We start from the raw sequence: 24,169 nt of genomic DNA on the forward strand, positions 1-24,169 counted from the left end.
GTGAGGTTCCGCGGCGGACCGGCAAAATGAAGATCCGGTCAGCGATCGATGTCGCCCGGAAGCAGGAACGGATAGGGCCGGCGGCGCACCCCGCGCTGCCAGGCCCGGTCCCAACGCCGTAGCCGTTGCAAGAGCGCCCAGGTGCGGGCGTCGTCTGCGTAGTAGCGGCGCACCTCTTCCAGACTGAGCTTCACGCCGAGGCGCGCCTCGGCTTGCGCGAGCACCCGCGGTAGAAAGCCTTCCAGCTTTTCCTTGAGCAGGTTGGCGGCGAAGTCCAGCGTGACGCCGCGAACGTCGTAGTACTTGTCGAGGATGCCCTGCAGCAGGAAGCGGCGCACCGCTCCGCGGAGCGCCCAGGGCAGTGACGCGAGGAACAGCTCGGTATCGAGACGTTCGCTGCCGGCGTCATCGCGCAAGAGCGGCGTGGTCACGTCCAGGTACGAGAGCGCGTCGCCGTCGAGCACCCAGTTGGAGAGCTGTGCATCGAGCCCAAGGCGCGCCGTGACGGTGGCACCGATGGCGTCGATGATCCCGTCGATCATGCGCTGGGCGCGGTCGTCTTGGCCGCGAGCGAGGACCGCGGGACCGATGGCGTCGGCGTCGAGCCCCGGTTGCACGCAATACGCCGCGATGCGGCCATCGGCGCCGGTCACGTCTTGGAGGGCGGTGGGGACGACGCGGGTGTGGGCCGTGTCGAGAGCGGCCAGATACTCGAAAAAGCAGGCTCGGTAGCGCTCGAAGGAAGCGCGGCCCCCGAACAGCGGCAAGCGCTTGGCAGCAAAGCGGCCTTCCTTGGTGGTGACCGCCAGCACGGGGGAGATCTCGCCGTAGCCCAAGATCTCCAGCGCACTCTCGTCCCCAGTGCTGAGGGCGTGCTCCACGTCGTGCTCGAGCGTCGCGAGCAGGTCGGAGGGGAGCATCATGAGGCGAAAACCCGCCGCACCCGGGAGATCAGGTCGTCCGCCTCCGCGTCGGAGACGATGAGCGGAGGCAGGAACTGGAGCACGGAGCGGTCGTTGTTGGCGTAGGTGGCGAACACGCCGGCGTCGTAGAGCAGCTTGGACGCCATCATGCCGGCGCCCTCCACCGGGAACTTGAAGGCCATCATCAAGCCCCGCTGGCGCAGCTCGAAGGGTAGGCCCGAAAGACCGCGACGAAAGCGGTCGCCCAGGTCGCGAACGCGCTCGAGGAAGCCGCGCTCCTCCACGATGTCGAGCACGGTGAGGGCAGCGACGCAGCCGAGCTCTGCACCGCCGAAGGTGGACACGTGAATGAAGGGACGCTCGTCGAAGAAGGCGTGGAGCTCGCGCGTGAGCAAGGTGGCGGCGATGGGATAGACGCCTCCAGAGAGGCCCTTGCCGGTGAGCAGCGCGTCGGGAGTCACGCCTTCGTGCTGGTAGGCCCAGAAGCGGCCGGTGCGACCGAGGCCGGTCTGCACCTCGTCGAGCACGAGCTTGGCGCCCCGCTCGCTGCAGATGCGCCGCACGCCGGAGAGGTAGCCTTCCGTGGGGATGGGCATGCCCAGCGTGGCCGGGATGGGTTCGAGCAGCACGGCGGCGGTGTCGTCCGCCACGGCGCGATCGATGGCCTCGAGGTCGTCGAAGGGAACCTGGAAGAAGCCGGGCAGGTTGGGCCCGAAAGCGTCGCGGTACTGCGCGTCTCCCGCGGCCAGGGCGAGACCGGTGTGGCCGTGATAGCCGCCGCTGGCGGACACGATCTTCTCGCGCCCGGTCACGCCGCGCACCACCTTGATGGCGAGATCCGTGGCTTCGCCGCCGCCCACGGCGAAGACGACGCCGGAGAGGTGTCCGTTAGTGGTGTGGGCGAGGCGCTCGGCGAGGCGCGCGCGAAGGCCGCTCACCAGGTGGTGGTTGCCGATGTCCAGCTCGTCGAGGGCGGCGCGGACGGCAGCGACGACCCGTGGATTTCGATGTCCCAGATTGAAGACGCCACCGTTGACATGACAGTTCACGAACACCCGCTCCGAGAAGGCGTCGTGGAACGTCACGCCCGAGCGACTCCCCATGACCACGTCCACGCCGAGCTCGCGATAGAGCGCGACCTTGCCCCCGGACACGTGGCGACCGAACGCATCGAACGTCGCGTCGCGACCATCGTAACCCTTCATGACGAGAGAGTGCGCTGCCCGGGCGCGACGTACAATCAGAAGGGCTTGTTCACCATCAGATAGATGATGGCGACGATGCCCAAGGTCTCCACCCAGGCGAGCACGAGCCCGCGCGGAGAGCGGACCAAGGCTGCGACACGTTCGGGATCCGGAGGCTCCTGGTCCACCGCCTTGCGGATCGCACGGAAGTAGGGAAGGGCGAGGGGGAACGCGGCCACGAACAGGACGGTGAGCAGGGCGATGGACGTCCACAGCCACAAGGAATGCCACCAGTTCATCAGGAACCCGAGCACGGTGCCGGCCCCCACCATGACCAGGAAGGAGGCGTACATGAAGCCTCGGGTGGCCCGCGATAGGTCGAGCATGGTGCGGATGCGGATCGGGTCCCGCTCGGACCGGAGCTTGAAGGTCACCGTGGCCGTCGCGCCGTGAGCGGCGATGAAGCCGAATGCGCCCAAGAGGTGCAGTAGGCGCCACGTCAGGTACCAACTCATCGAAGGGAGCCTAAGGCTACTCGCCCCAATCCCGCATGATCCCTGCTTGTTCCTGGTTTGTCCTGGACAAACCAGGAATGTTCCCATGCGATACGGAACGACTCACTGCATCATGCTAGGCTGCGCCTCACAGGAGGGTTCATGCGTAACCTTATTCGTTTCCTTGTAGTGGGTGTGATGACTGCGGGGCTGGCGGCGACCACGGCCTGCGGCAGCGATGACGATAGCGGGAGCGGGGGCTCCTCGGGCAGCGGCGGCGGCAACACCGGCGGGACCGGTGGCGGGACCGGCGGGACCGGCGGCGGCACCGCGGGCAGCGGCGGCGGCACCGCGGGTAGCGGCGGCGGCACCGCGGGTAGCGGCGGCACGGCCGGCGCGGCCGGCGGCGGTGGCATGGCGGGCAGCAGCGGCGCAGCGGGTGCTGCTGGCGCGGCGGGCAGCTCGGGCAACGCCGCGGAAGCGTTCTGCACCAAGTACGAGACGGTGTGCACCTTCGGTGGCACGGATCGCTACGCCGACAAGGCCGACTGCATCGCCAAGTACAACAGCTACGACGCGGCTCGGCAGGCCTGCGTCGAGACTCATCTGGGCAACGCGGAGAAGGGCGACCCGTCCCTTCACTGTCCGCACGCCACGGGCCAATCGCCCTGTAACTGATCGCGACTTGCGACGCGGCGACGCCCTCGAGCCCGGGTGGCTCGGGGGCGTTCGTCCATTTTCACGCCAGGTCGAAGAGCAGGAGCTCGGCGCGCTCCGTCGCTTTTACATCGACGCCCGTGACCCCTTCGAGCTGGGCGCCGTCTCCTTCTTCGAGCAGCTGATCGCCGATGCGCACCGTGCCGCGGGCGACCTGGATCCAGCCGAAGCGGCCAGGGGGCAGTTGCCACGTGAGGTTCTGCTCCGCCTCGAGCACCGTGGAGTAGAGGCTCACGTCCTGCTGCACCTTGACCGAACCTTCGCGACCATCCGACGACGCGACGAGTGCGAGCCGGCCATCGCGCGGCGGCATCGGGCGCTGCTCGTAGCCGGGCGCGCCACCACGCTTGTCCGGAACGATCCAGATCTGGAGGAAGCGCACCGTGGTGTCGGGCGAGGGGTTCATCTCGCTGTGTAGAACGCCAGACCCGGCGCTCATGCGCTGGATCTCACCCGGCCGGATGGTGGAGCCGTTGCCCATGCTGTCGCGATGGGCCAGCTCGCCTTCGAGCACGTAGGAGAGGATCTCCATGTCCCGATGCGGGTGGGTGCCGAAACCCTTGGCAGGCGCCACGCGATCGTCGTTGATGACGCGCAGAGCCCGAAAACCCATGTGCGCCGGATCGTAGTAGTCGGCGAAGGAGAAGCTGTGGCGACTGTCGAGCCAGGGCAGCTCCGAGCGGCCGCGATCGCTCCCGTGTCGAACCGTGATCGTCATGATGCCCACACTATTGGTCGTTGTTGCAACGGTACCAGTCCCAGGATAGGAAACGGATTGTTCTCGCCGTGACAACTGTAGACCTCAACAAGGTGGCGGTCTTCGCTCGCGTCGTCGAGACCGGCACCTTCACGGCGGCAGCGCGGTCGCTCGGACTACCGAAATCGTCCATCAGTCGCTCCGTGTCCCAGCTCGAGGATGCCCTCGGCGTTCGGCTGCTGCAACGCACCACCCGCAGCGTGCAGCTCACGGAAGCCGGCGCTACCTACTACGAGAAGGTGCGCGGAGCACTGACCGGGCTCTTGGAAGCGGGCGCCGCCGTGAGCGACATGCAGGCGAGCGTGCGGGGGGACGTGCGCCTGACGGCGCCCGTCGACTACGGCACTTGGGTGCTTGCAGAGCCCATCGCCCGGTTTCAGGCAGCGCATCCGGACGTTCGCATCGAGCTGGTGCTCACCTCGCGCATCGTCAACCTGGTGGAGGAAGGGTTCGACCTCGCGGTTCGAGCCGGACCGCAGCGGGACTCGTCCTTGATGGGGCGCCGCCTCGCGACGATGGAGCTCGGCGTCTTCGCGTCGCCTCGGTATCTGAAGGAGCACGGCACGCCCCGCACCATCGCCCAACTGGCCGACCACGACTGCGTTCTGTTCCGTCCCGACGCGTTCGAGACCCGCTGGAACCTGCTCGGACCCAAAGGCACCGAAGCGATCACGGTTCGAGGCCGATTGTCCGTGGACGACTTCGGATTCCTGCAGCAGATGTTGCTCTCGGGCGCTGGCGTCGGGTTGATGCCCACGTTCTTGTGTCGCGACGGCGAAACCGAGCTGGTGCGCTTGTTCCCCCGCCATGCGGTGAAGAGCGGCTCGGCGACGCTGGTCTATCCGTCGTCGCGCTATCTGCCCCAACGCGTGGCGTTGCTGCGTGATTTCCTGGTGGCGGAGGTCGGATGAGCAAACGGCTGCTGTGCGCGATCGGCCTCGGCCTCGTTGGCTGTGGGGATCCGCGGCCACCGCCGCGACCACCGCCGGCAAGGGAACGCCCCACGACGCTCGTCGCCCAAGATGGCGGAAGCGTGGCGCCGCCTCCTGCCTACGGAAACGAGATCGTCGATCAGCCGTGCCCCAAAGCGCGCCCCGCGTGCGCAGGCCACGGCGCCCCTCACCACGATTGACCCGCCGGCGAGAGCCCGTACATTGAACGCCATGCGTCGATTTCCGGCCGTGCTGGTGCTGCTGATCCTGGCTCTTACTTCGTGCAAGCGCACGGAGTCTGCGCCGGCCAAGACCTGGTACGACGCGGCGCCCCTGGTCGAATCCCTGCGCCCCGAGGAACGCGCGGACGCCACGAAGAGCACGGACCTCACTCTGTACGATCTCGATCTGGGGCTCGATCACGACCTGAAGAAGTTCTCGTTGACCGAGGACGTCTACTTCACCAACACGGTCGCGCCGTCCCTGAGCGAGATCGTGCTCCGCGTGTATGCCAACGCCACGGGCAAGCAGCTCGTGGCGCTGGCCTCGGGCAAGTGCCTCGACGGCGACGAATGCACGGTTTCGGCCCCCGCTCCGAGCGTGATCCAGGTGGCCCTGAAGAAGCCCTTGGAACGCGGCAAACGCATCAAGATCCGGCTTGCGCTGACGGGCACGCTGTCTTCCATCGAACCGTCGCGAACCACGCTCTTGGCCCAAGGGCTCGAGTCCATGGAGCGCATGGGCAGTGGCAAGGGCGCCGGGGACTACGGCCTGTTGGCGGAGAGCGGCGGCGTGGCGTCGTTCGCGAACTTCTACGCCGTGCTGGCCCGCCGCTCCGGGAGCTCCTGGGAGCGCGGCGAAAAGTCCACGATGGGCGATCTCGGCGCCGCAGGGATCAGCCACGTGCGGCTGAAGGTGACGGCCGCTCCGGACGTCACCATCGTGAGCAGCGGGATCACCACCGAGACCAAGCCGGTGAGCGCCACGGGGGACGCCGGCCCCGAGCGGGAGGTGCACGTGGTCGCCGCTCGCGTGCGCGACTTCGCGCTGCTCGCGAGCCGTCGCTTCGAGAGCGCGACCCGCAAGGTCGGCGGCGTTTCGGTTCGCTCCCACTATTTGGCCGGCGACGAGCACGGCGGCAAGAAGGTGCTGGACGCCGCGGCCGCCTCGCTGGCGGTCTACGAGAAGCGCTTCGGGCGCTATCCCTACGCGGATCTGGACGTGGTCGAAGCGCCGCTCGTGGGTGGCGCGGGCGGCGTGGAGTTCAGCGGTCTCGTCACCGTGGCGAACATGCTGTACCGCCCGGCGCTGTCGGAAGGTCCCTTGGGCATGCTCACCAAGCTTCTGGGCGGCGGCATGCCGCAAATGGGCGACATCACCGACGACATGCTCGAGTTCGTCACTGCCCATGAGGTGGCGCACCAGTACTGGCCAGGGCTGGTGGGCAGCGACACACGTCGGCACCCGTACGTGGACGAGTCCATGGCGCAGTACAGCGCCGTGCTCTACTTCGAGGATCGCTACGGCAAGGAGCGCGCAAAGCTGGAAGCCGATCGGCAGGTCGCCGCCAACTATCAGATGATGCGCCTCCTGGGCGGGAAGGACGCCGCCGTCGATCGCCCCGTCCACGACTTCGAGTCTGAGCTCGCGTACGCGGGGCTGGTCTACGGCAAGGGACCGTTCTTCTTCAGCGAGCTTCGCAAGACCGTCGGAGACGAGAAGTTCTTTCGAGTGCTGTCGGCGTACGTGAAGAAGCACCGCTTTCAAGAAGCCCCCACCCGTGCGTTGGTGGACGAGATGGCGACGGGCAAAGACGCCCAGCCCGTGGCCGCCCTCGCTCGACGCTGGCTGGACGAGAGTCACGGTGACGAGGACTTGGGGGGGCCGGACGTGAAGAAGCTCTTGGCGGGGATCTTGGGTCCTGAAGCAGCCGAGCGAATGGGCCCGGAGATGGAAGCCGCCATGAAGCTGATGCTCCGTTTCCTATCCCCGCAAAAGGGCGACGACTCCGGCGCTGGAATCCTCGATCAGCTGTTGTCCCCGAAGGGCGCACCCTGAATCTGGGGAATTTTCGGTCCAGCGTGCACGTAGCAGGGACGCGCGCGCCCTGCTTTTTGCTACGGTTCGCGCCTTGGAGGACCGATGAAGAAGCTGCTTTTCCGCGCCAGCGCGCTCGCGCTGCTCACCGCCATGGCCTGCTCCTCGAGCACTGACGACTCGGGCTCGAACGCTCCGCCGAAGACCAGCACGATCGTTCCGCCTGGCAAGGCCGACAACTACTTCAGCACCAAAGGCCAAGAGTACACCGTGACGGGGGCCACCTTCGGCCAGGTGGAAGCATCTTGTCTGAGCGCGAACGCCAGCTCTCCGGATCCCCAAAAGCACTGCGCTCTCGAAAGCATCGGTCTCAAGAACTTCGCCATCGGCTGGTTCTTGAACCAGTACGTGATCGACAAGCATGAAGCGGCCAACGAGGAGTGGGGTGGCTTCACTGCCATGACGCGGCCGGCCAGCTACGAGGCGCTGGAAGTCACCGATCCGGATCAGGACGGCAAGTTCGACTACCAGTTCACCAGTGAGCTGTCGGGTCCACTCAATCTCCTGGACAAGATCCCGACCACGCCTTGCGGCGACGAGCGCTGCTTCGACCTCGAGATCCCCGTGCTCGACAACGCCACGCTGAAGAAGACCGACACGGGCAACGAGTGGTATCGCCACTCGCCTTACAGCGAGTACGACCCCGCGACCTACACCGGAGCAAAGGAGACCATCCAGCTCCACATCAAGCCCTACCCCCGGTCCAACGACGCCTATCTGGAATACAACAAGCTGTTTTCCCCGGAGCAGCTCGCGAAGGCCGGCGGACAGCTCAGGATCGGCATCTTCGTCGGCTGGGACTACTACGCGGACCGCTACGACCTGCAGACGGCCAAGGAGCTTTATCGCTGGCTGACTCAGGATCTCGGGTTTGCGAGCCCGGTGGAGAGCTACGACGCGCTCGGCATCGACTCCGGCGAGTTCACCAAGACGATCCAGGTCAACGGGCAACAGGTGCCGGTCTCGGTGCGCTTGGTCCATCCAGGTCAAGGGGACCCGTCCAGCGTCGCTTTCGCGAGCCAGATGAAGTCCGCCATGATCCAGGCCTTCGCCGATCGGCAGATCATCATCTACGAAGGGCACGCCGGGCCGCTGTACGGCTTTGCCCTGGCGAACTGGAACGTGACGGAGGCCGGCGAGCTGGACGACTCCGAGCTGCCGTCCCTCTCCATCCCCGAGAACTTCTATCAGGTGGTGCTCGCCAGCGGCTGCGACACGTACATGGTGGCAGACTCGCTGTACGAGAATCCCGTCAAGCAGGGCCGCATCGATCTGGACGTGATCACCACTTCGAGCTTCTCGAACGCCGCGGGCAAGGGCCGGACTGCCAAGGTGCTGGTGAACGCGGTGGTGAACCAGAGCCAGGGCGGACAACTCCAACCCCAGATGTACGGCGAGCTCCTGCGGAATCTGAACCAGGAGTATTGGATGACGCCCATCTTCGGCGTGCACGGCATCGACGACAATCCGCGCGTGAATCCGTTCGCGGACGTGTCCAAGCTGTGCCAGAGCTGCTCTGGCCACTCGGAGTGCGGCGGCTACGGCAACAAGTGCGTCGATTTCGGCGGTGGCAACACGAAGTGCACCACCAAGTGCGAAACCAACAACGACTGCCCCTCCGGCTACAGCTGCTTCGACGTTCGTGAGGGCAACACGTTGGTGGGCAAGAGCTGCGCGCCGACGGATCTCGTGTGCGGGGGCTCGGGAGGGCCCGACAACGAGGTCTGGATCAACGAGATCCACTACGACAACACCGGCCTCGACACCGACGAGGGCGTGGAGCTCGCCGGCAAGGCGGGGATGGATCTCACGGGGTACTCGCTGGTGCTCTACAACGGCAAGCCGGGACAGCTCCGGGCCTACAAGACGGTGACGCTCGAGCAGCCGCTGCCGGGCTCCGCCGGCACGGCCGTGCTTTGGGTTCCCGTTCCCTACATGCAAAACGGTGGGGACGACGGCGCCGGGGAACCGGACGCCGTTGCCCTGGTGGACGCCCACGGCGCGGTGAAGTCGTTCCTCAGCTACGAGGGCAGCTTCACGCCAACCAACGGCCCGGCGATGGGCATGGCCTCGACGGACATCGGCGTCTCGGAGCTCAGCACCTCGCCGACGGGTCAGTCCTTGAGCCTGACGGGCACTGGCAAGAGCTACGGCGAGTTCACCTGGGTCGTCGGACCGGCGTCGCCGGGGGGCAAGAACCCGGGCCAGTCCTTCCAGTAGCTCAGAGCCCGAGCTTCCGCAGGCGGTCGTACAGCTTGTGCCGCGAAATCCCCAGGGACTTCGCGGCACGCAGCTTGTTGCCCTCGAAGTGCTTGAGGGTCGCTCGAATCAGCTGCTCCTCGGCCTCGGCGAGGGTAGGCAAGCGGTCGAGCACGCCCTCGCCTTCCACTCCGCGGCCATGCCACAGGTAGGCAGGAAGATCCTCGACCCGCACCACGCCACCCTCACCGTTGGACACCGCGTGCTCGATGGCGCTGCGGAGCTCGCGGTCGTTGCCCGGCCAGTCCGCTGACAACAAGAGCTGCATCGCGCGATCGCTGATGGCGAAGATGCACCCGCAGCGCCGGTGGCAGAACGTGGTGAGGAAGTGCTCGCACAGGAGCGGAATGTCACTGCGTCGCTCGCGAAGCGGCGGTACCTCGATGGTCAGCATCTTGAGCGCGGAGGCAAGGTCGCCGCGCAGCACTCCGGCGGCCACGGCCTCGTCCAGATCCCGCGAGGTCGACGCGATGACGCGCACGTGAACCGGCTCGTCTTCGGCTCCCCCTACCGGACGCATCTTGCCCTCCAGGAGCACGTGCACGAGCTTGGCCTGAACCTCGGGGCTCAGCGCGGTGACCTCGTCGATGAACAGGGTGCCACCCTCTGCGGAGCGGAGAAGCCCCGCAAAGCGCTTGTCGCCATCGCGACCTACGTGGCCGAATAGCTCGGAATCCACGACGTGGGGGGACAGCACGGACGGAGTGAGGCGCAGAAACGCAGAGCGTTCGAGGCCCGACCCGGCGTGGACGGCCCGAGCCACCAGCTCCTTACCGGTGCCTGGCTCTCCCAGGATCAAGAGGGAGCCGCGTGCTTGACCCGCATCGGAGATCTGTTCTCGCAGTCGCTCCATCGCTGGGCTCTGGCCAATCAGCTCGAAGGCGTCGTCGTCTTCCTTCTTGCGCAGGTTGACCACCGGTCGCGCACACGCGGCATAGCTCTCCCGCGCGGCGTACACCTCGGCGTAGGTCTTGGCGCGCAGAGCGTCGAGCTCCGCCACCGCTGCTTCCACGGCCGGCGCCAGCGACGGGCCGAGGATCTCGCAGATGGCGTCTCGCCACGCGGAGCCGGCGATCACCAGATGAGCCAAGGGCACGCCGAGATCCGCGAGAGTCTGCGCCGTCTCCCGTAGAGTCGTGGGCGGCGCGTCGGGATCTGCAGCGGGCTTGGCGAGACGGTCCAGCTCCTTGCCGAAGATCTCGTCGAACTCCCCGGCGTTGATGCGCGTCCCTGCCGGAACTGCGGAGAAGTACCGGCTGCGCCAGGTGGAAAGCAGCGCCTCGCGGCGAGCAAGAGCCGGAGACAGGGTTTCGAGGGGAGAATGGTCTGTCACGCCGAGAAAGTTAGCGCGCGCCGAGACCCCTCTGCATGATGAGTGTCAGTGATGGGTACACTCCCGCCTCAGCTGGCAATGGGAATCGCGTTCCAGCGCCGCGCGACGACCGCAGAGAGCGCCTCGGCCAACCCCTGGGCGTCTTCCAGCGAGCAATCTGCGTCGTAGCTGCTTTGAAAGCTCCGGTGCTGCCGACGACGCCGCGTGAGGCGCCGACCCACCTCGGCGAGGAGCGTCTCGGGGTCGGTCACCTCGAGCGTGTAGTGCGTCAACCACAGGGTGCCGTTGGGAGCCACCCAGCGTTCCCCTTGGCGAAACCAACCTTGCGCCGTGAGCACCGCGATCAGCTCTGCCGTCGCGGGAAAATGATGATCCACGGTTTCGTTCCTTTCGACTCGCGCCCATCGAGGGCGGGCGAAGGGAGAGCAAGCACCGGGCCAACGCGGAACTGCGGAAAATCGAGGGGTTGTCAGGACGGCGTGTTCATCGCGTCAGACAGCACGACACGGAGACGTGGCGCTCGATGCCAGGATGTCATTGGCCGCGAGCTGCCTTGCAGCAGCGGACGCCCGTCTGCATCCCGGCATAGCGCTCGCCGTGGTTGGACGTTGCGGCACGGCAACGGTTCCGGCCGATGAGCCACCATCCACCCCGCAGGATCGCGCGGTGCCCCGGCTCCCCGCTCGGGCGCGTGGTCCATTCGTCCACGTTGCCCACCATGTTGACCACACCAAAGGGGCTCGTGCACTCGGGCCGAGCGTCCTTGGCCACCCGGTGGTCGATGAACTGGTCCGGACCGGTGACCAGCTCTTCTTCGGGGAAGTCGTGGTTGCAGCGCTTGGCGTCCCGCACGTAGCCGTAGGGATACGGCAGCGCATCCGGTCCCTCACAGGCGAACTCCCACTCGTCTTCCATGCACAGGCGCTTGTCCATGGCACGACACAGGTTCTGGGCTTCGGTCCAGTTCACGTGGGTCAGCGGCAGGCCGTAGCCGGGCGGCGTGAGCTCGTAGCGATCGATGCAGTAGCGCATCGATCGACGCGAGCCCGTGCATTCGCTGGGTTCTGCGAACTCAGCGCAGGCGATCTTCTCCCCGACGGACGTGCGCGGCAGCCAGCGTTTGCAGCGCTGGATGGGAACCGAGCAGCGAAGGCCCTCCGCCAGCACCATGTCCGCGGGGCAGGCCGCATCAGCGGGCTCGTAGGGCGGCGGTGTGAGCTCCGGCAACCGCCCCGTGGCCAGCTCGAAGCCGCGCATTCCGGTCGGGTCACCCTCACTCTGAACTGCGGGCACCGACTCGGGCTCCGGCTCGTGGGCGCCCGCTGCGGCGGGCATGCAGCAGCGGAAGCCGGTGGTGAAGTCGTGATAGTCCGCGCCGTGGGCGTCGGTCACGTAGGTGCACCCGGGGCCGTGCTGCACGCCGTCGAGATAGTGCCCGCCCATCAGCAGCGGCTTTTCTCCCCGCGTCCACTCCAGCAGGTTGCCGTGCAGGTCGTACACGCCCTCGGGCGTGACGCACTGGTCGAACTCGCCGGTCTTCGCGATGGTGTTCGGAACCTGGTTCAGTCGTGGGTCGTTGAGGGCGACGGAGTCCGTGCGCCGCTCACCGTGGATGATGGAGCTCGGATGGATGGGCCGGTGGGTGTTACAGGCGTCGTGGCGTTCCGCCGCCCCATAGGGAAACTGCCGGCGACCCTTCCCCTGCCCCATGCACGCCGTCACCCACTGCTTGGTGGTGCACAAGCGACGGCCCGCCCGGCGGCAGGCTGCGTCGGCCTCCTTCTCCGAGATGTAGGCTTGGGGGATCACGCCGGCGCGGGTTTCTGCCACGACCTTCTTGGGACCTACGGAGCGAAACGGCGAGTGCTCACTGCCGTCGGCTTCGCGCACCCGTGCCTCCCAGCGATCGATGCAGAAGCGTCCATCGATCAGCGCCATGTCTGCCGGACACGCCGCGGGCTTCGGGGTCGCGGTGGTCACGGCGCTGAGCGTCGGCCCGGACGCCGCCGGCGCCGCGGGGACGGAGCTCGGCGACGAGGCCACCAGAGCGGGGTCGGGGGCGCGCCGTTCGCGACAGCCGACCACGAGAACGACCATGAGCAGCAGGTGGAGCTTTCCGTTCACGCGCCGAGATCGTGGCAAACCCCGCCCGCCCTCGCCAATTTCAGGACGTCACGTGGCGGCACACGTCCAACGCGGCGACCACACCGAGGAGCTTCTTCTTCTCGTCGAGCACCAATACCCGGTGGATCCGACGTTCGGCCATGGTGCGAGCCGCCTCCGCCACCGTCGCGTCGGGGCCCAGCGAGACGACTCGCTGGTTCATGAAGCGGCTCACGGGCAGCTCCTTCGCCTCCAGCGTCTTGGGCTCCCGCACGATCCGGAGCAGCGCCGCCGCGTCGTAGAAGCTGTCGTCGGACTCCGACCGCTCCGAGGTGCTGGTGGCCCACAGCGCGTCCGTCATGGAGAACACCCCCACGACGGACCCGGCGGCGTCTTCTACCGCGAGCCCCAGCACGTTCTGCTCGAGCATGGCGCGCACGGCTTGTTCCACCGTGGCGGTGGACAGCACCGTGACCACGTCGCGGGTCATGACCGTGGAGAGGGGGACGTCGAGAGTGGGCATTTGCCGGAGCGTACGGTCGACGCGACGGACGTGCAATGGCGTGCCCGCGGCGAACCGACAACCCCATTCAGGCAGAGGAGAGCTGATGGTCCACCAGTCGGTCTCCGTCGAACAGGAAGCGGCCGGAGAAGCGGCGTCGCTCGAGCATCATGGGCAGCCACAAGACATCGTCAGCCCACATGCGGTGGTAGGGAATGCCGTCCAGGGGAGTCCACAGCGGCACTGCCTCGTCGGTCTCGATCACCTGACCGCTGGCTCCTTCGGCACGAAACACGACCACGTGGAGCCCGTAGCCATCCAGGAACTGAAAGCTCAGCTCGCCGGATTCCGAGATCCCTTCCGGCGTGACGCCGACCTCCTCCTGCACCTCGCGGACCGCTGCTTGTCTGGGGCTCTCCCCGGGCTCGATGCGCCCGCCGGGTCCGTTGATCTTGCCGGCGCCGAGACCGCGCTTCTTCTCGATCAAGAGAATTCGATCTGCGTGTACGACGAACAGTAGCGTCGCGCGATCGTCGGGCTGCCAAGTCGACCAATCCAAGTCCGTGACGCGTTCGAGCACGTCCCATCATTGCGGAGCGGGACGACGTCGTAAAGCGCCAGGGCCTGTGGCAAACTCTCGGCAGTGTCCGCCAGCAGGAGTCGACCGTGAAGCGAGGGGACGTGGTGGGCGGGCGCTTCGAGGTGGAGGAGCTGGCGGGCGCCGGCGCCATGGGCGTGGTGTATCGCGCGCGCGATCGCGGCACCAACGCCAGTGTGGCCCTCAAGGTGTTGCGCCCCGGCTCGGAGACGCATCGCTTCGCGCGGGAGATCCGCTTGCTCGCGGAGCTGCACCATCCCGGCATCGTGCGCTACGTGGCCCACGGTGAGTCCGAGGAGGGCCCCTATCTCGCCATGGAGTGGTTGGAGGGCCTGAGCCTGGCGGATCGCCTGCGGCGCTCGGAGCTTCCCCTCGCCGACGCCATCGCGGTGGTCGGCCGCGCGGCCTCGGCGATCGGTGCGGCACACCGGCGTTGGATCGTGCATCGTGATCTCAAGCCCTCGAACCTGTTCCTGGTGCACGGCGAGCTCTCCGCGCTGAAGGTGCTGGACTTCGGTGTGGCGCGGCACGGCGCGCTGTCCAGCGATCTCACCCGCACCGGGATGATGGTCGGAAGCCCTCGTTACATGGCGCCGGAGCAGGTGACCGCCGGAAAGGACGTCGACGCCCGCGCCGACGTCTGGGCCCTGGGCGTGGTGCTGTTCCGCTGCGCCACGGGCGCGCACCCCTTTGGAGACGCACCCACGGAGCTGCTGCTCGCCGAGGTGCTGACCAGCACGGCGCCCCGCGCGCGCTCGCTCCGCAGCGACGTTCCCGAAGAGCTCGACGAGCTGATCGCCAGCATGCTCAGTCGGGATCCGGCGGATCGGCCCGCGGACGGAGAGACGGTGGCGCGCGCGCTGGGAGAGCTGTCCGCTTCGACCGCCGCGGCACCCGAGAGCCGCGCCCCCGAGCGCCAAGTCCTGACGCTGGCCGAGCAGCGCTTCACCTGCACATTGGTAGTGGAAAGCGCCGGCGCGGCGGCGGTCGGTCCAATCGTGTCGCCGTACTCGGGGTCGGTGTTCGAGACCGACGGCGGGTCCTCGGTCGTGACGTTCACGGCACGCGGAACCGCGACGGATCTCCTGCAACAGAGCGCTCGTGCCGCCCTCGCCGTGCATGCCGCGTTCGCCAGCGCGAAGGTGGCGATGGTCACCGGCATCGCCGAAGGCACCGCGTCATCACGCCCCGAGCCCGATGTGATCGAGCGCGCGCGGAGCCTGCTCGCGGACGAGGGGGGTGGCGTGTGGGTGGACGCGACGAGCGCAGCGCTCCTGGAAGCGCACTTCGAGCTTGCGCGCGCCACCTCCGGCGCCATGCAGCTCGTTGGCATACGACAGAAAGTGACGCCGATGCGTCGGCTCTTGGGGCGCGCCTCGCCCTGCGTGGGCCGCGAGCGCGAGCTCCGCACGCTCCTGGATCTGTACGACGAGTGCGTGGAGGAACCCATAGCGCGGGTGGTGCTGGTGACCGGCGTGGCCGGCGTGGGCAAGTCCCGTTTGCGCTACGAGCTCTTGCGCCGCATCAGCGAGCGAGTGGGGAGAGCGCCTCCGAGCATCTGGCTGGGCCGCGGGGATCCCACTCGTGCTGGCGCGCCGTTCGGGCTCTTGGCCAGTGCCTTGGCGGACGGCCTGGACGTGCAGACGACCATCAGCTCCAAGGATCAACGTGCCCAGGTGGAGCGCCGCGTCGCAGACCTCGTTCCGGAAGAGGACGTGGCGCGCATCACCTTCAACGTGGCCCAGATGCTCGGGCTCGAGCGCGACGACCTCGACACGCTGCAGGGGCGCGACGATCCATTGTTGGTCGGCGACGAGATGCGCGCCGCCTTCGAGGACTTGCTCGCCGCGGTGTGCGAGCGTGGGCCGCTCATCGTGGTGCTCGAAGACCTTCACTGGGGCGATTGGGCGACCATCCGTTTCGTGGACGCGGCGTTGCGCCTGCATCGCGACGCGCCGCTGTTCGTGGTCGCGCTGGCCCGCCCCGACGTATTGGACCTGTTCCCGAGCCTGTGGTCGGAGCGCGGCTTGCACCAGCTGCCCTTGGGGGAGCTCGGCAAGCGCGCGAGCGCGGAGCTCGTCCGGGCGTTGCTCGGCGAACGTGTCAGCGAGGCCGAGGTGCGCGCGCTCACGGAACGCGCCATGGGCAACGCCTTCTTTCTCGAGGAGCTCATCCGCACCGTTGCCGAAGCGCCGGCTCGCGAGGAGCTGCCGCCCACGGTGCTGGCCATGGCCCAGGCCCGTGTGGACGCGCTGGCGCCGGAGGCTCGCCACTTGCTGCGCGCCGCCAGTATTTTTGGGCAGGTATTTTGGCTCGGCGCGGTAACGGAGCTGGTCGCCGGCACGGCACAAGAAGCCTCGGAGTGGCTCAGGCTCCTGGGCGAGCACGAGCTCGTCAGTTCTCGTCGCGAATCCCGCTTCCGGGGACAGACGGAGTTCGTGTTTCGCCACGCGCTGATTCGCGACGCCGCCTACGCCATGCTCACCGATGCCGATCGCATGCTCGGGCACCGCCTGGCGGCTCGCTGGCTCGAGCAGGCCGGTGAGCGAAACGCCTTCGTGCTCGCCGAGCACCTGCGCCTGGGGGGCGATCCAGAAGGCGCGGCGCCGCTCTATCTGCGCGCCGCCGAGCAAGCCTTGGAGGGAAACGATTTCTCCGCCACCCTCGACAACGCCGCCCGTGCGCGGGAGCTCGGCTTGAAGGGGGAACGCCTGGGCCGGGCTCACCTGCTCGCCGCGGCGGCGCACCAATGGCGCGGTGAGCTCACGGAGCAGGAAGCCGAAGCGCAGTCCGCGTTGGCCGAGCTCAGCGAGCTTTCCCCGCGCTGGTACGCGGCGGCCGGGGAAGTCGCGCGCGTGGCGTCACGTCTCGGTCGCCATGAACGCGTGGCGGAGCTGGTGGCCGTCGTCGCCGGCGACCAACGCGAGGAAACCGCGGGCGCCCGCGCGGAGCTCCTCGCTCGCCTCGGCGTTCCGGCCATTCGGGCCGGCCTCACGGAGCTATGGGAAACGATCCATAGAGAGCTCGAGAAGGCAGAGCCCTTCGTGGGCGAGAGCGGCGCGACCCGCGCCTGGATCCATCGTCTTCGGGGCTACCAGGCTCTGGTGAGCGGCGACACCTCGAGCTACTTGCGCCTGTCCCAGGCGGCCGCGGAGGAGCTCGAGAAGGCGCGCGACCACCGCACGGCGCTCACCCTTGCCACCAGCGTCGGCTTCGCCAACGTCGCCTTGGGTCGCTACGCCGAGGCCGAGGATGTCTTGGTCCGCGCGCTCGCGGGCGCCGAGCGGCTCGGTCTTGCCACGGTGGAGCTCGTCGCCAAGCACAACCTCGGCTACGCGGTGGCGCTGCAGGGGCGACTGGACCGAGGCATCTTGCTGGAGACCGAATGCATCGCCGGAGCCATCGCCCAGAAGGACCGCTGGATCGAGTGCGTGAGCGAGACCTATCTCGCGGACCTGCTCTTGCGCGCGAAGCGGCCCGCGGAGGCGGAGCGCGCAGCGCGGCGCGCAGCGGAGCTTTCGGACCGCCCCAATCGCGTGCTCGCCCTCGCCCACCTGGCACGCGCCCAGCTCGATCTCGAGCGCTTGGACGAAGCTCTCGCCACCGTCGGCGAATCCCACGCGCTGCTCCTGAATCTCGGCAGCGTGGAGGATGGCGAAGCCCACGCGCGCCTCGCCTTCGTGGAGATCAACCTGGCCGCGGGCAACGAGATGGTGGCCCTACGGGAGCTCGCCGTGGCTCGCGACCGGCTGCTGGCGCGCGCCGAGAAGATCGCCGACGCCGAGCTGAGAGCGAGCTTCCTCACTCGGGTCGAGGAGCACGCCCGCACCCTGCAATTGGCCTTGGAGCGCGGAATCAAGCCGGTCCCGCGGTAGCGATCAGAGCGGCCATGGGTCCGTGCTGAAGGAGCCGGTCTCGCTGCACTTCGTCTTTCACCAACAGGGCGCCCGCAAACCCCAGAGCGTTGACGGAAATCCCTTCGAAGCGCTCCGCCACGCGTGGCACGAGCATCATGGTGCGCTCGGTGAGGAGCAGGTTGTACGCCTCCGGACTGTCCAGCTCCTCGAGCATCTCACGGTACAGCGGCGCGAGATGCCTCCCGGCCACATTGCGATGCGCCTGTCGAAATGGGACTTCGGACGCCGACGAGAGCAGCGCCTCGAAGGACGCCTCCGCCGCCCCCGGCAGCAGTGGCAAGCGGACCAGTTGCAGGTGCTTGTGGCGCTGGCTGGCTCCGGCGAGGCGTCCGGAGTTGTAGAACGCCAGCGCCGGGGCCGGGGCCAGCGCGTCGGCGACGACCTCGAAGTCGTCTTCGGTGAGCGGCGCGGTCTGTTCTTCGAACTGGCGGGTGACGATGAGCAGGTGGTCCGGCAGCACCGGGTACTTGTTGAGCAGCACCACGTGACGCGGCCCCACATCCGCCACGAACAACGCCGGATCGTAGGGCAAGAAGGGATCCGCAGCCGACGGCGCCGGGGGCTTGTGCGCCAAAGCCTTCACCTCGCGGATGCAGAAGCGCATGCCACCGTCCCAGAGCTCCTCCACTCGGGTCTGGATGGGGGAAAGGGCGCCCGCCGCGGTTGCCGCCGCCGTGCGCGCCGCCGCCGACTCCCACAGTGTCATCAACCGTCGTCGTCGGAGAGCGGCGCGAACAGGTCGTCCAGATCCCCCTGCGAAAGTGCCACGCTGGGGCCGCCGCTGAGCAGCGACTCCGCCAGATGTCGCTTCTTGCGCTGCAGTCCGAGCATGCGCTCCTCCACGCTGCCCGCGACCACCAGGTTGTGCACGAACACCGGCGCCGTTTGCCCGATGCGATAGGCGCGGTCCGTGGCCTGCATCTGGGCTGCGGCGTTCCACCACGGATCGTAGTGGATGACGGTGTCGGCACGGGTCAGGTTCAGCCCCGTCCCCCCGGCCTTCAGGCTGATCAGGAACACGTCCACTTCCCCGCCCTGGAAGCGGTCCACGAGCGATTGACGATCTTGGGAAGCGCCGGTGAGCGTCACGTGGGCGACGCCACGCTCCGCGAGCCCTTCGCTCAGGATCGCGAGCATGCGGGCGAACTGGGAAAAGACCAGGACCTTCCGACCCTCCGCCAGCTGGCGCTCGAGGAGCTCGAAGAACAGCTCCCGCTTGGCAGAGCCGGTGACCTCTCTCGCGGCATCTACCTTCACCAACCGCGGATCGCAGCAAACCTGCCGCAGCTTGGTGAGCGCGTCCAAGATCGTGATGCTCGAAGCGGCAAACCCCTTCTTGCGGATCGCCTGCCGGACCTCGCCGTGGGCGGCCACGCGAATGCTCTCGTACAGATCGCGCTGCTCACCGCTGAGCTCCACGGAGCGCACGAGCTCCGTCTTGGGCGGCAGCTCCTTGGCGACGGACTCCTTCAGGCGCCGAAGGATGTACGGAGCCACGCGCTGCTGGAGCGCCGCGAGCCGTTCGTCGTTGCCGTCCCGCTCGATGGGCAGACGAAAGCTGGAGCGGAACTGATTCGCGCTCCCGAGCAGCCCTGGCATCAAGAAGTCGAACAGCGACCACAGCTCTTCGAGGTTGTTCTCCACCGGAGTTCCGGTGAGGCACAGGCGGTGGCGCGCGGATAGCTCACGGATAGCGCGCGCGGCCTGGCTGCGCGGGTTCTTGATGGCCTGCGCCTCGTCGAGCACCAGGTAGTGGAACGGCTGCTCCAGAAAGGCTTGTCGATCTCGAACCAGCACCGGATAGCTGGTGATGGCGATCTCCGCTCGCGGCAGGTCGGCGTAGGCGGCGTGGCGTTTCTTGCCGTGGAGCTCCACCACCCGCAGGTGCGGCGCGAACTTCTTGAGCTCTCGCCGCCAGTTGCCGGTCAGGCTCGTGGGCATCACGATGAGGCTCGGCAGGTCCATCCGGCGCGCCTCTTTCTCGCTGGCGAAGAGCGCGATGGTCTGCAGCGTCTTGCCGAGGCCCATGTCGTCCGCCAGCACGCCCGCGGCGTCGTGATCGCGCAGGTGCGCCATCCAGGACAGCCCCTCGTGCTGATACGGTCGCAGCTCCGCACGCAGGGCGGCCGGGGGCGGAGTCCAGCAAGGGGCGCTGCACAGCGCCGCGCCGCGTTCCACGAGGTCCTGCCCGCCATCCCAGCTGAGCACGAAGCCCTGCTCCTTCATGGCTTCGTCCAGCTCGCCGAGGGCGCCGGCGCGAGCCGCGTGAAATCGCAGATCGTCTCGCCGAGCTTCCGTGTACAGATCCGAGAGGACCGATAGGACTCGCCGCAAGCGCTGCCAGGGGATGGCGACGAAGTAGCCGTCGCCCACCGGCAGCGCGCGATAGCGCGCCGCGTGTCGCGCGAGGGACGCCAGCGAGCTTCCGTCCGGGCTCTCGTCCACCAGCTCCACCAGTGCCGGGAGCAGATCCACTCGACGACCGTTGACCTCGACGCCGAGCTCCAAGGAGAACCAGTCCGTCTCTTCCTCGACCTCCGCCACCTTCGCGTACCAGTCCGCACCGGCTTCCACCACGCGGTAGGGGTACGCTTCGTCGATTTCGACGGAGAATCCCAGCTCCGTGAGCTCGCGGACGGCGTGCGCCGAGAACGAGCACACGGCGTGGACGTTGTCGTCGATGTTCACCAGGTAGTCGGCCTCGGAGTCGTGGGCGGCAACGCAGCCGTCCACGCATTCGATCTCCACCGCGCCGAAGCGCTCGAGGAGCTGCTGAGCGCGAGCCTCCGCGGCAAGGTGGCGCGTCACCGAGGGCGACGGTTCGAGGTCGTCGTCCAGGTGCGCCACCCGCACGCGGTGTCTGCCGTACTGGAACCTGAGGGAGATGACGGCCGACAGACGCTCGCCCCATCGACCGTTTTCGTCCTCGAAGGAGAGACGTTCGGCAAACAGCCGAAGGCACGGTCGAGGCTCGACCGGCACGGAATTCTCTAGGGACACCTCGGAGCTCGTCAGCACGAGGCTCCCGTTAGATCAAATTCGATCGCCTTTGTCGATCCCCTATCGACAAAGGCGATCGTTGACATGGCGGACCGCTGCCCCAACACCTCGGGTATGGACCGCGCGGTATTGTTGGTCGGGCATGGGGGTGTGCCGAAGGATCTTCCCAAGAGCTGGCTGTCGGAGCTGCGGCGACTGGAGTCGGAGCGGCGCGCGCGGGGGTCGTCCGAGGCGGGCACCCGAGAGCTGGAGCTCGACCGAAAGATCCGGAATTTCCCGCGAACCGACGCCACGGATCCCTACCGCGCCGGGATCCTGGCCATCGCGCAGAAGCTCGAGCCCCTGCTAAACGGACGTCGTCTCGCGATCGCCTACAACGAATTTTGCAGTCCCAGTATCCATGACGCCGTGCGCGCCTTGGTCAGCGAGGGCGTGCGTCACGTCACGGTGGTGCCCACCATGATCACCCCGGGCGGCTCGCACTCGGAGATCGAGATCCCCGAAGCGCTGGCGGAGCTGCGCGAGGAGCTCTCGGTGGAGCTCCGCTACGCATGGCCGTTCGACGTGGCGGCGGTGGCCGGATTCTTGGCGGCGCACGTCAGCGAACGATCGCGAACGACGCCGTAGGGACGCTGCCCGTGGAGACGGGCGGCGGCGCGGTCGGCGGTTCGACGGCCTCGGCGGGCGGCGCGACGACCCGCGGGCGCCGAACTGCGACGACCTCTGCCGGCGCGGCGACCTTTGCCGGCGCGACGACCTTTGCCGGCGCGACGACCTCTGCCGGCGCGACGTCCTCTGCCGGCGCGACGTCCTCTGCCGGCGCGACGTCCTCTGCCGGCGCGACGACCTTCGCCGGCGCGACGTCCTTCGCCGGCGCGACGTCCTCTGCCGGCGCGGCCGCGTGCGCGACGACCTTTGCCGGCGCGTCGCTGCGCGACGATGCCGTCGCGACGCTGCTTCGCGCCACGCCCACCGCAAGCAGCGCCGCCATCGCGCCCACGCACGCGGCGACGAGCCGCGCGAAGCGCGCGCGCCGAGCGTCTTGCTCCGCCGTGCGCACCACCACGGGCCGCGGGGGCTCCGGCTCCTCGAGCTCCGGCTCGAAGCTCGGATCGGCGGGCCCGCCCTGGTAGACGCCTTCGTCACCAACGCGGAAGAACTCCGCCTCCTGCCGCCCTACGGACTCGGGAGCCGGCTCCTCGGAGGTGTGCCCAGGTGTGCCAACGGCTTCGTGGATGCGGGCGTGGCTGACAGACTCGAGCTCGAAAATGGGGCGCATGGCTCACCTTTTGGCAGGGGTTGTCGGCTGCTTTCGCAAGGGCCGTGCCGAGCGAAAGGTTGCGAAGGCCGCCCGAGCCGGCTACCCCAGAAAGCCATGCGCTTTCGGGCTCTCCTCGCCGTGTCCGTGCTCGGCGCCGCGTCCGGGGCCCGCGCCCAAGAGGACGCCGGCGCCGCGCCCGTCCGCTGGTGCGCCGAAGAGCTCACGATGCTCGATTCCAGCGCCTGCTACTTCTCTCCGGAGGGCGACGACCGCGCGAAGGAAACACTGGTCATCTTCCTGCACGGCGTGATCAAGGACGGCACGACCTGGCAGTGGGCCCAGCAGCGCTCCATAGCGCGAGCCGCGAAGAAGAACGGTTTCAGCGTGCTGATGCCGCGCGGTCGCCAGGGCATCGGCCCCAAGGGCATGCGGGATTGGTGGACCTGGCCCACGTCCGTGAAGGCGGAGAACGCCCTGGGCACGGAGCTGCGCGCCGAATGGAAGGCGGATCGGGAACAGATCGAGAAGGATGCCGGCCACGGGTTCTCCAAGATCTTCGTGATCGGCTTCTCCAACGGCGCCTACTACGCGACGAGCTTGGCGCTGTTGGGCAAGACGAAGGACGTCGATGGCTTCGCGGTGTTCGCCGGCGGCGCAGGAGCGAAGTACTTGGTGGGCCCCGCCCAAGGCGTCCCCCACCGCCCGCCCATCTACGTGGGTTACGGTCTGCGCGACAAGGCGCACCACGATCCCGAGGGATTGGCCAAGGCCCTGAAGCGCCTCGGCTGGCGCCACCGCGTAGGCGTCAGCAAGCACGGCGGACACAGCATGCCGGACTCCAAGCTCGCCGACGCCATCCGCTTCTTGCGCGGCGGCTGAGATCTCGGCTCAGGACTGCGTTTCGGTGGTTTGATTCCGCAGCGCCGGCGCTTGGCGGTAGGCGATCAGGAACACGATCACGAGCACCAGCAAGATCGCGCTGAAGCCGTAGGGATACTCCGGATGCAGCTGATAGAGGCTGGTGCCGACGACGGGACCGAGCATGCGTCCGAGGGCGGTAGCGGAGCTGTTCAAGCCGGCGACGGCGCCCTGCTCGTTGTCGGCCACCGCCAAGGACAGGGCCGCGCTCACCCCCGGTAACGCGAGCCCTTGCCCGAAGCCCTGGATCGCCAAGGCGACGGTGAGTGTCGCGAACTGGTGCGCGAACACCAAGAATACGAATCCGACGAGGGCGATGGGCACGCCGAATCGCAACAGCGAGAGCGGCGCGAGGCCAGCGCGCCGCACCAAAAAACCCTGCACGAATACGGCGACGACGCCGTAACACACCAGCGCGATGCCGACGGTGCGTGCCGTCTGCTCCGGCAGGAGCTGCAAACGATCTTGATAGTAGAAGGCGATGGTCTGCTCCATCGCGACGGACGCCAGGCTGACGGCGAGACCGACGAACAGCAGCGGCCAAACGCGCGTGGCGACGGAAGAAGCGCGCTTTGGCGGGGCCTGGGCCACGTGGCGCTTGGGCTCGGGCACCAGCGCCATCACGAAGATGCCGTTCAACAGCGCAAAGGCAGCGGAGAAGTACACCGGCGCCAGCAGGCTGATGGTGGCGAGCCCCGCGCCGATGGCCGGACCGAACACGATCCCGAGACCGAAGGCTGCGCCGATGAGGGCCATGCCGGCGGTGCGGTCTTCGCGACCGGTGGTGTCGGCGATGTACGCTTGGGCCGTGGGGAGGGTTGCGGACGAGAACGTGCCACCGAAGATCCGGGCGGCCAGCAGCAAGCCGTACACGCCCCACACCCCGAGCACGCCCGACAGGCCCAGCTGGGCCACCACCGCGAACCCGAGAAAGCTCAGGGAAAATCCCAGGATCCCCGTAACCAGGATGGGTTTGCGACCGACTCGCTCGCTGCGGCGTCCCCAGAACGGGCTGACCAGAAACTGCATCAGCGCGTAGCTGGTGGACAGCGATCCGATCTGCAGCTCCGTCAGGCCGAGGTGCCGCCCCAGCGGAGGCAACACCGGAAACAGCACGCTCAGCCCCAGGATGCTGTTGAAGACCGTGATGAACAGCAGCGTCCGGGGTTTCATG

The 24,169-nt window shown here is 67.8% G+C and carries 20 protein-coding genes; 7 read left to right on the top strand and 13 right to left on the bottom strand.

Annotated elements, in window-relative coordinates:
- Nucleotides 1–38 precede the first annotated feature (38 nt).
- Genes H6717_15315 through H6717_15325 form a run of 3 tightly spaced genes read right to left on the bottom strand, consistent with a single transcriptional unit; the run spans nt 39 to nt 2,622 of the window.
- The gene (locus H6717_15315) at nt 39–923 is read right to left on the bottom strand and encodes a hypothetical protein (GenBank protein ID MCB9578393.1); all 885 of its coding nucleotides are present in this window, start codon (nt 921–923) and stop codon (nt 39–41) included.
- Nucleotides 920–2,128, bottom strand: coding sequence for an aspartate aminotransferase family protein (locus H6717_15320; protein MCB9578394.1), 1,209 nt, complete (start codon nt 2,126–2,128; stop codon nt 920–922). The genes H6717_15315 and H6717_15320 overlap by 4 nt, the downstream gene beginning before the upstream one ends.
- A 35-nt stretch (nt 2,129–2,163) precedes the next feature.
- A complete protein-coding gene (locus H6717_15325) occupies nt 2,164–2,622 on the bottom strand; it encodes a DUF2269 family protein (GenBank protein MCB9578395.1) in 459 nt (152 codons plus the stop codon).
- Nucleotides 2,623–2,763: 141 nt separating this feature from the next.
- On the opposite strand from H6717_15325, the gene H6717_15330 reads away from it, so the two are divergent.
- Nucleotides 2,764–3,279: a hypothetical protein gene (locus tag H6717_15330; protein ID MCB9578396.1), complete on the top strand. Its 516-nt coding sequence runs from the start codon at nt 2,764–2,766 to the stop codon at nt 3,277–3,279.
- A 61-nt stretch (nt 3,280–3,340) separates the two neighbouring features.
- On the opposite strand, the gene H6717_15335 is transcribed toward H6717_15330, so the two are convergent.
- A complete protein-coding gene (locus H6717_15335) occupies nt 3,341–4,036 on the bottom strand; it encodes a pirin family protein (protein ID MCB9578397.1) in 696 nt (231 codons plus the stop codon).
- 68 nt (nt 4,037–4,104) lie between these two features.
- On the opposite strand from H6717_15335, the gene H6717_15340 reads away from it, so the two are divergent.
- From H6717_15340 to H6717_15350, 3 genes are all read left to right on the top strand, one after another.
- Complete coding sequence (locus H6717_15340; protein MCB9578398.1) at nt 4,105–4,986, top strand: LysR family transcriptional regulator; 882 nt, start codon at nt 4,105–4,107, stop codon at nt 4,984–4,986.
- Between the two features lie 252 nt (nt 4,987–5,238).
- Nucleotides 5,239–7,065, top strand: a complete 1,827-nt coding sequence (locus H6717_15345) for a hypothetical protein (protein ID MCB9578399.1) — start codon at nt 5,239–5,241, stop codon at nt 7,063–7,065.
- An 84-nt stretch (nt 7,066–7,149) separates the two neighbouring features.
- Entirely contained in the window at nt 7,150–9,324 is a 2,175-nt protein-coding gene (locus H6717_15350) for a lamin tail domain-containing protein (GenBank protein MCB9578400.1), read from the top strand.
- Nucleotide 9,325: 1 nt separating this feature from the next.
- Here H6717_15350 and H6717_15355 read toward each other — a convergent pair whose 3' ends face one another.
- From H6717_15355 to H6717_15375, 5 genes are all read right to left on the bottom strand, one after another.
- Complete coding sequence (locus tag H6717_15355; protein ID MCB9578401.1) at nt 9,326–10,696, bottom strand: sigma-54-dependent Fis family transcriptional regulator; 1,371 nt, start codon at nt 10,694–10,696, stop codon at nt 9,326–9,328.
- A 68-nt stretch (nt 10,697–10,764) separates the two neighbouring features.
- Complete coding sequence (locus tag H6717_15360) at nt 10,765–11,073, bottom strand: hypothetical protein (GenBank protein MCB9578402.1); 309 nt, start codon at nt 11,071–11,073, stop codon at nt 10,765–10,767.
- Nucleotides 11,074–11,230: 157 nt separating this feature from the next.
- Nucleotides 11,231–12,820 (bottom strand): SUMF1/EgtB/PvdO family nonheme iron enzyme, encoded by a 1,590-nt coding sequence (locus H6717_15365; GenBank protein ID MCB9578403.1) that lies wholly within the window; start codon nt 12,818–12,820, stop codon nt 11,231–11,233.
- Between the two features lie 40 nt (nt 12,821–12,860).
- Entirely contained in the window at nt 12,861–13,322 is a 462-nt protein-coding gene (locus tag H6717_15370; GenBank protein MCB9578404.1) for a CBS domain-containing protein, read from the bottom strand.
- Nucleotides 13,323–13,389: 67 nt separating this feature from the next.
- On the bottom strand, nt 13,390–13,881 hold the full coding sequence (locus tag H6717_15375) for an 8-oxo-dGTP diphosphatase (GenBank protein MCB9578405.1): 492 nt from the start codon (nt 13,879–13,881) through the stop codon (nt 13,390–13,392).
- An 86-nt stretch (nt 13,882–13,967) separates the two neighbouring features.
- Here H6717_15375 and H6717_15380 point away from each other — a divergent pair, with 86 nt between their 5' ends.
- Entirely contained in the window at nt 13,968–17,774 is a 3,807-nt protein-coding gene (locus H6717_15380) for a protein kinase (protein MCB9578406.1), read from the top strand.
- On the opposite strand, the gene H6717_15385 is transcribed toward H6717_15380, so the two are convergent.
- Together H6717_15385 and H6717_15390 are read right to left on the bottom strand one after the other, a co-directional pair.
- The gene (locus tag H6717_15385) at nt 17,755–18,522 is read right to left on the bottom strand and encodes a phosphorylase (protein MCB9578407.1); all 768 of its coding nucleotides are present in this window, start codon (nt 18,520–18,522) and stop codon (nt 17,755–17,757) included. The genes H6717_15380 and H6717_15385 overlap by 20 nt on opposite strands.
- A complete protein-coding gene (locus tag H6717_15390; GenBank protein MCB9578408.1) occupies nt 18,522–20,834 on the bottom strand; it encodes a DEAD/DEAH box helicase in 2,313 nt (770 codons plus the stop codon). Before H6717_15390 ends, H6717_15385 begins: the two co-directional genes overlap by 1 nt.
- A 66-nt stretch (nt 20,835–20,900) precedes the next feature.
- Here H6717_15390 and H6717_15395 point away from each other — a divergent pair, with 66 nt between their 5' ends.
- The gene (locus H6717_15395) at nt 20,901–21,443 is read left to right on the top strand and encodes a hypothetical protein (protein MCB9578409.1); all 543 of its coding nucleotides are present in this window, start codon (nt 20,901–20,903) and stop codon (nt 21,441–21,443) included.
- Here the strand turns inward: H6717_15395 and H6717_15400 are convergent.
- Complete coding sequence (locus H6717_15400; protein ID MCB9578410.1) at nt 21,415–22,095, bottom strand: hypothetical protein; 681 nt, start codon at nt 22,093–22,095, stop codon at nt 21,415–21,417. The two genes, H6717_15395 and H6717_15400, sit on opposite strands and share 29 nt — an antisense overlap.
- Before the next feature lie 96 nt (nt 22,096–22,191).
- Between H6717_15400 and H6717_15405 the strand changes: the two genes are divergently transcribed.
- Nucleotides 22,192–22,956 carry a hypothetical protein gene (locus tag H6717_15405; GenBank protein ID MCB9578411.1) on the top strand — a complete coding sequence of 255 codons (765 nt, stop codon included), beginning with the start codon at nt 22,192–22,194 and terminating at the stop codon, nt 22,954–22,956.
- A gap of 9 nt (nt 22,957–22,965) precedes the next feature.
- Here the strand turns inward: H6717_15405 and H6717_15410 are convergent, their stop codons facing one another.
- The gene (locus H6717_15410; protein ID MCB9578412.1) at nt 22,966–24,168 is read right to left on the bottom strand and encodes an MFS transporter; all 1,203 of its coding nucleotides are present in this window, start codon (nt 24,166–24,168) and stop codon (nt 22,966–22,968) included.
- Nucleotide 24,169 lies beyond the last annotated feature (1 nt).

It is taken from the genome of Polyangiaceae bacterium (genome assembly GCA_020633235.1).
In the GTDB taxonomy this organism is placed as follows: Bacteria; Myxococcota_A; Polyangia; order Polyangiales; family Polyangiaceae; genus JACKEA01.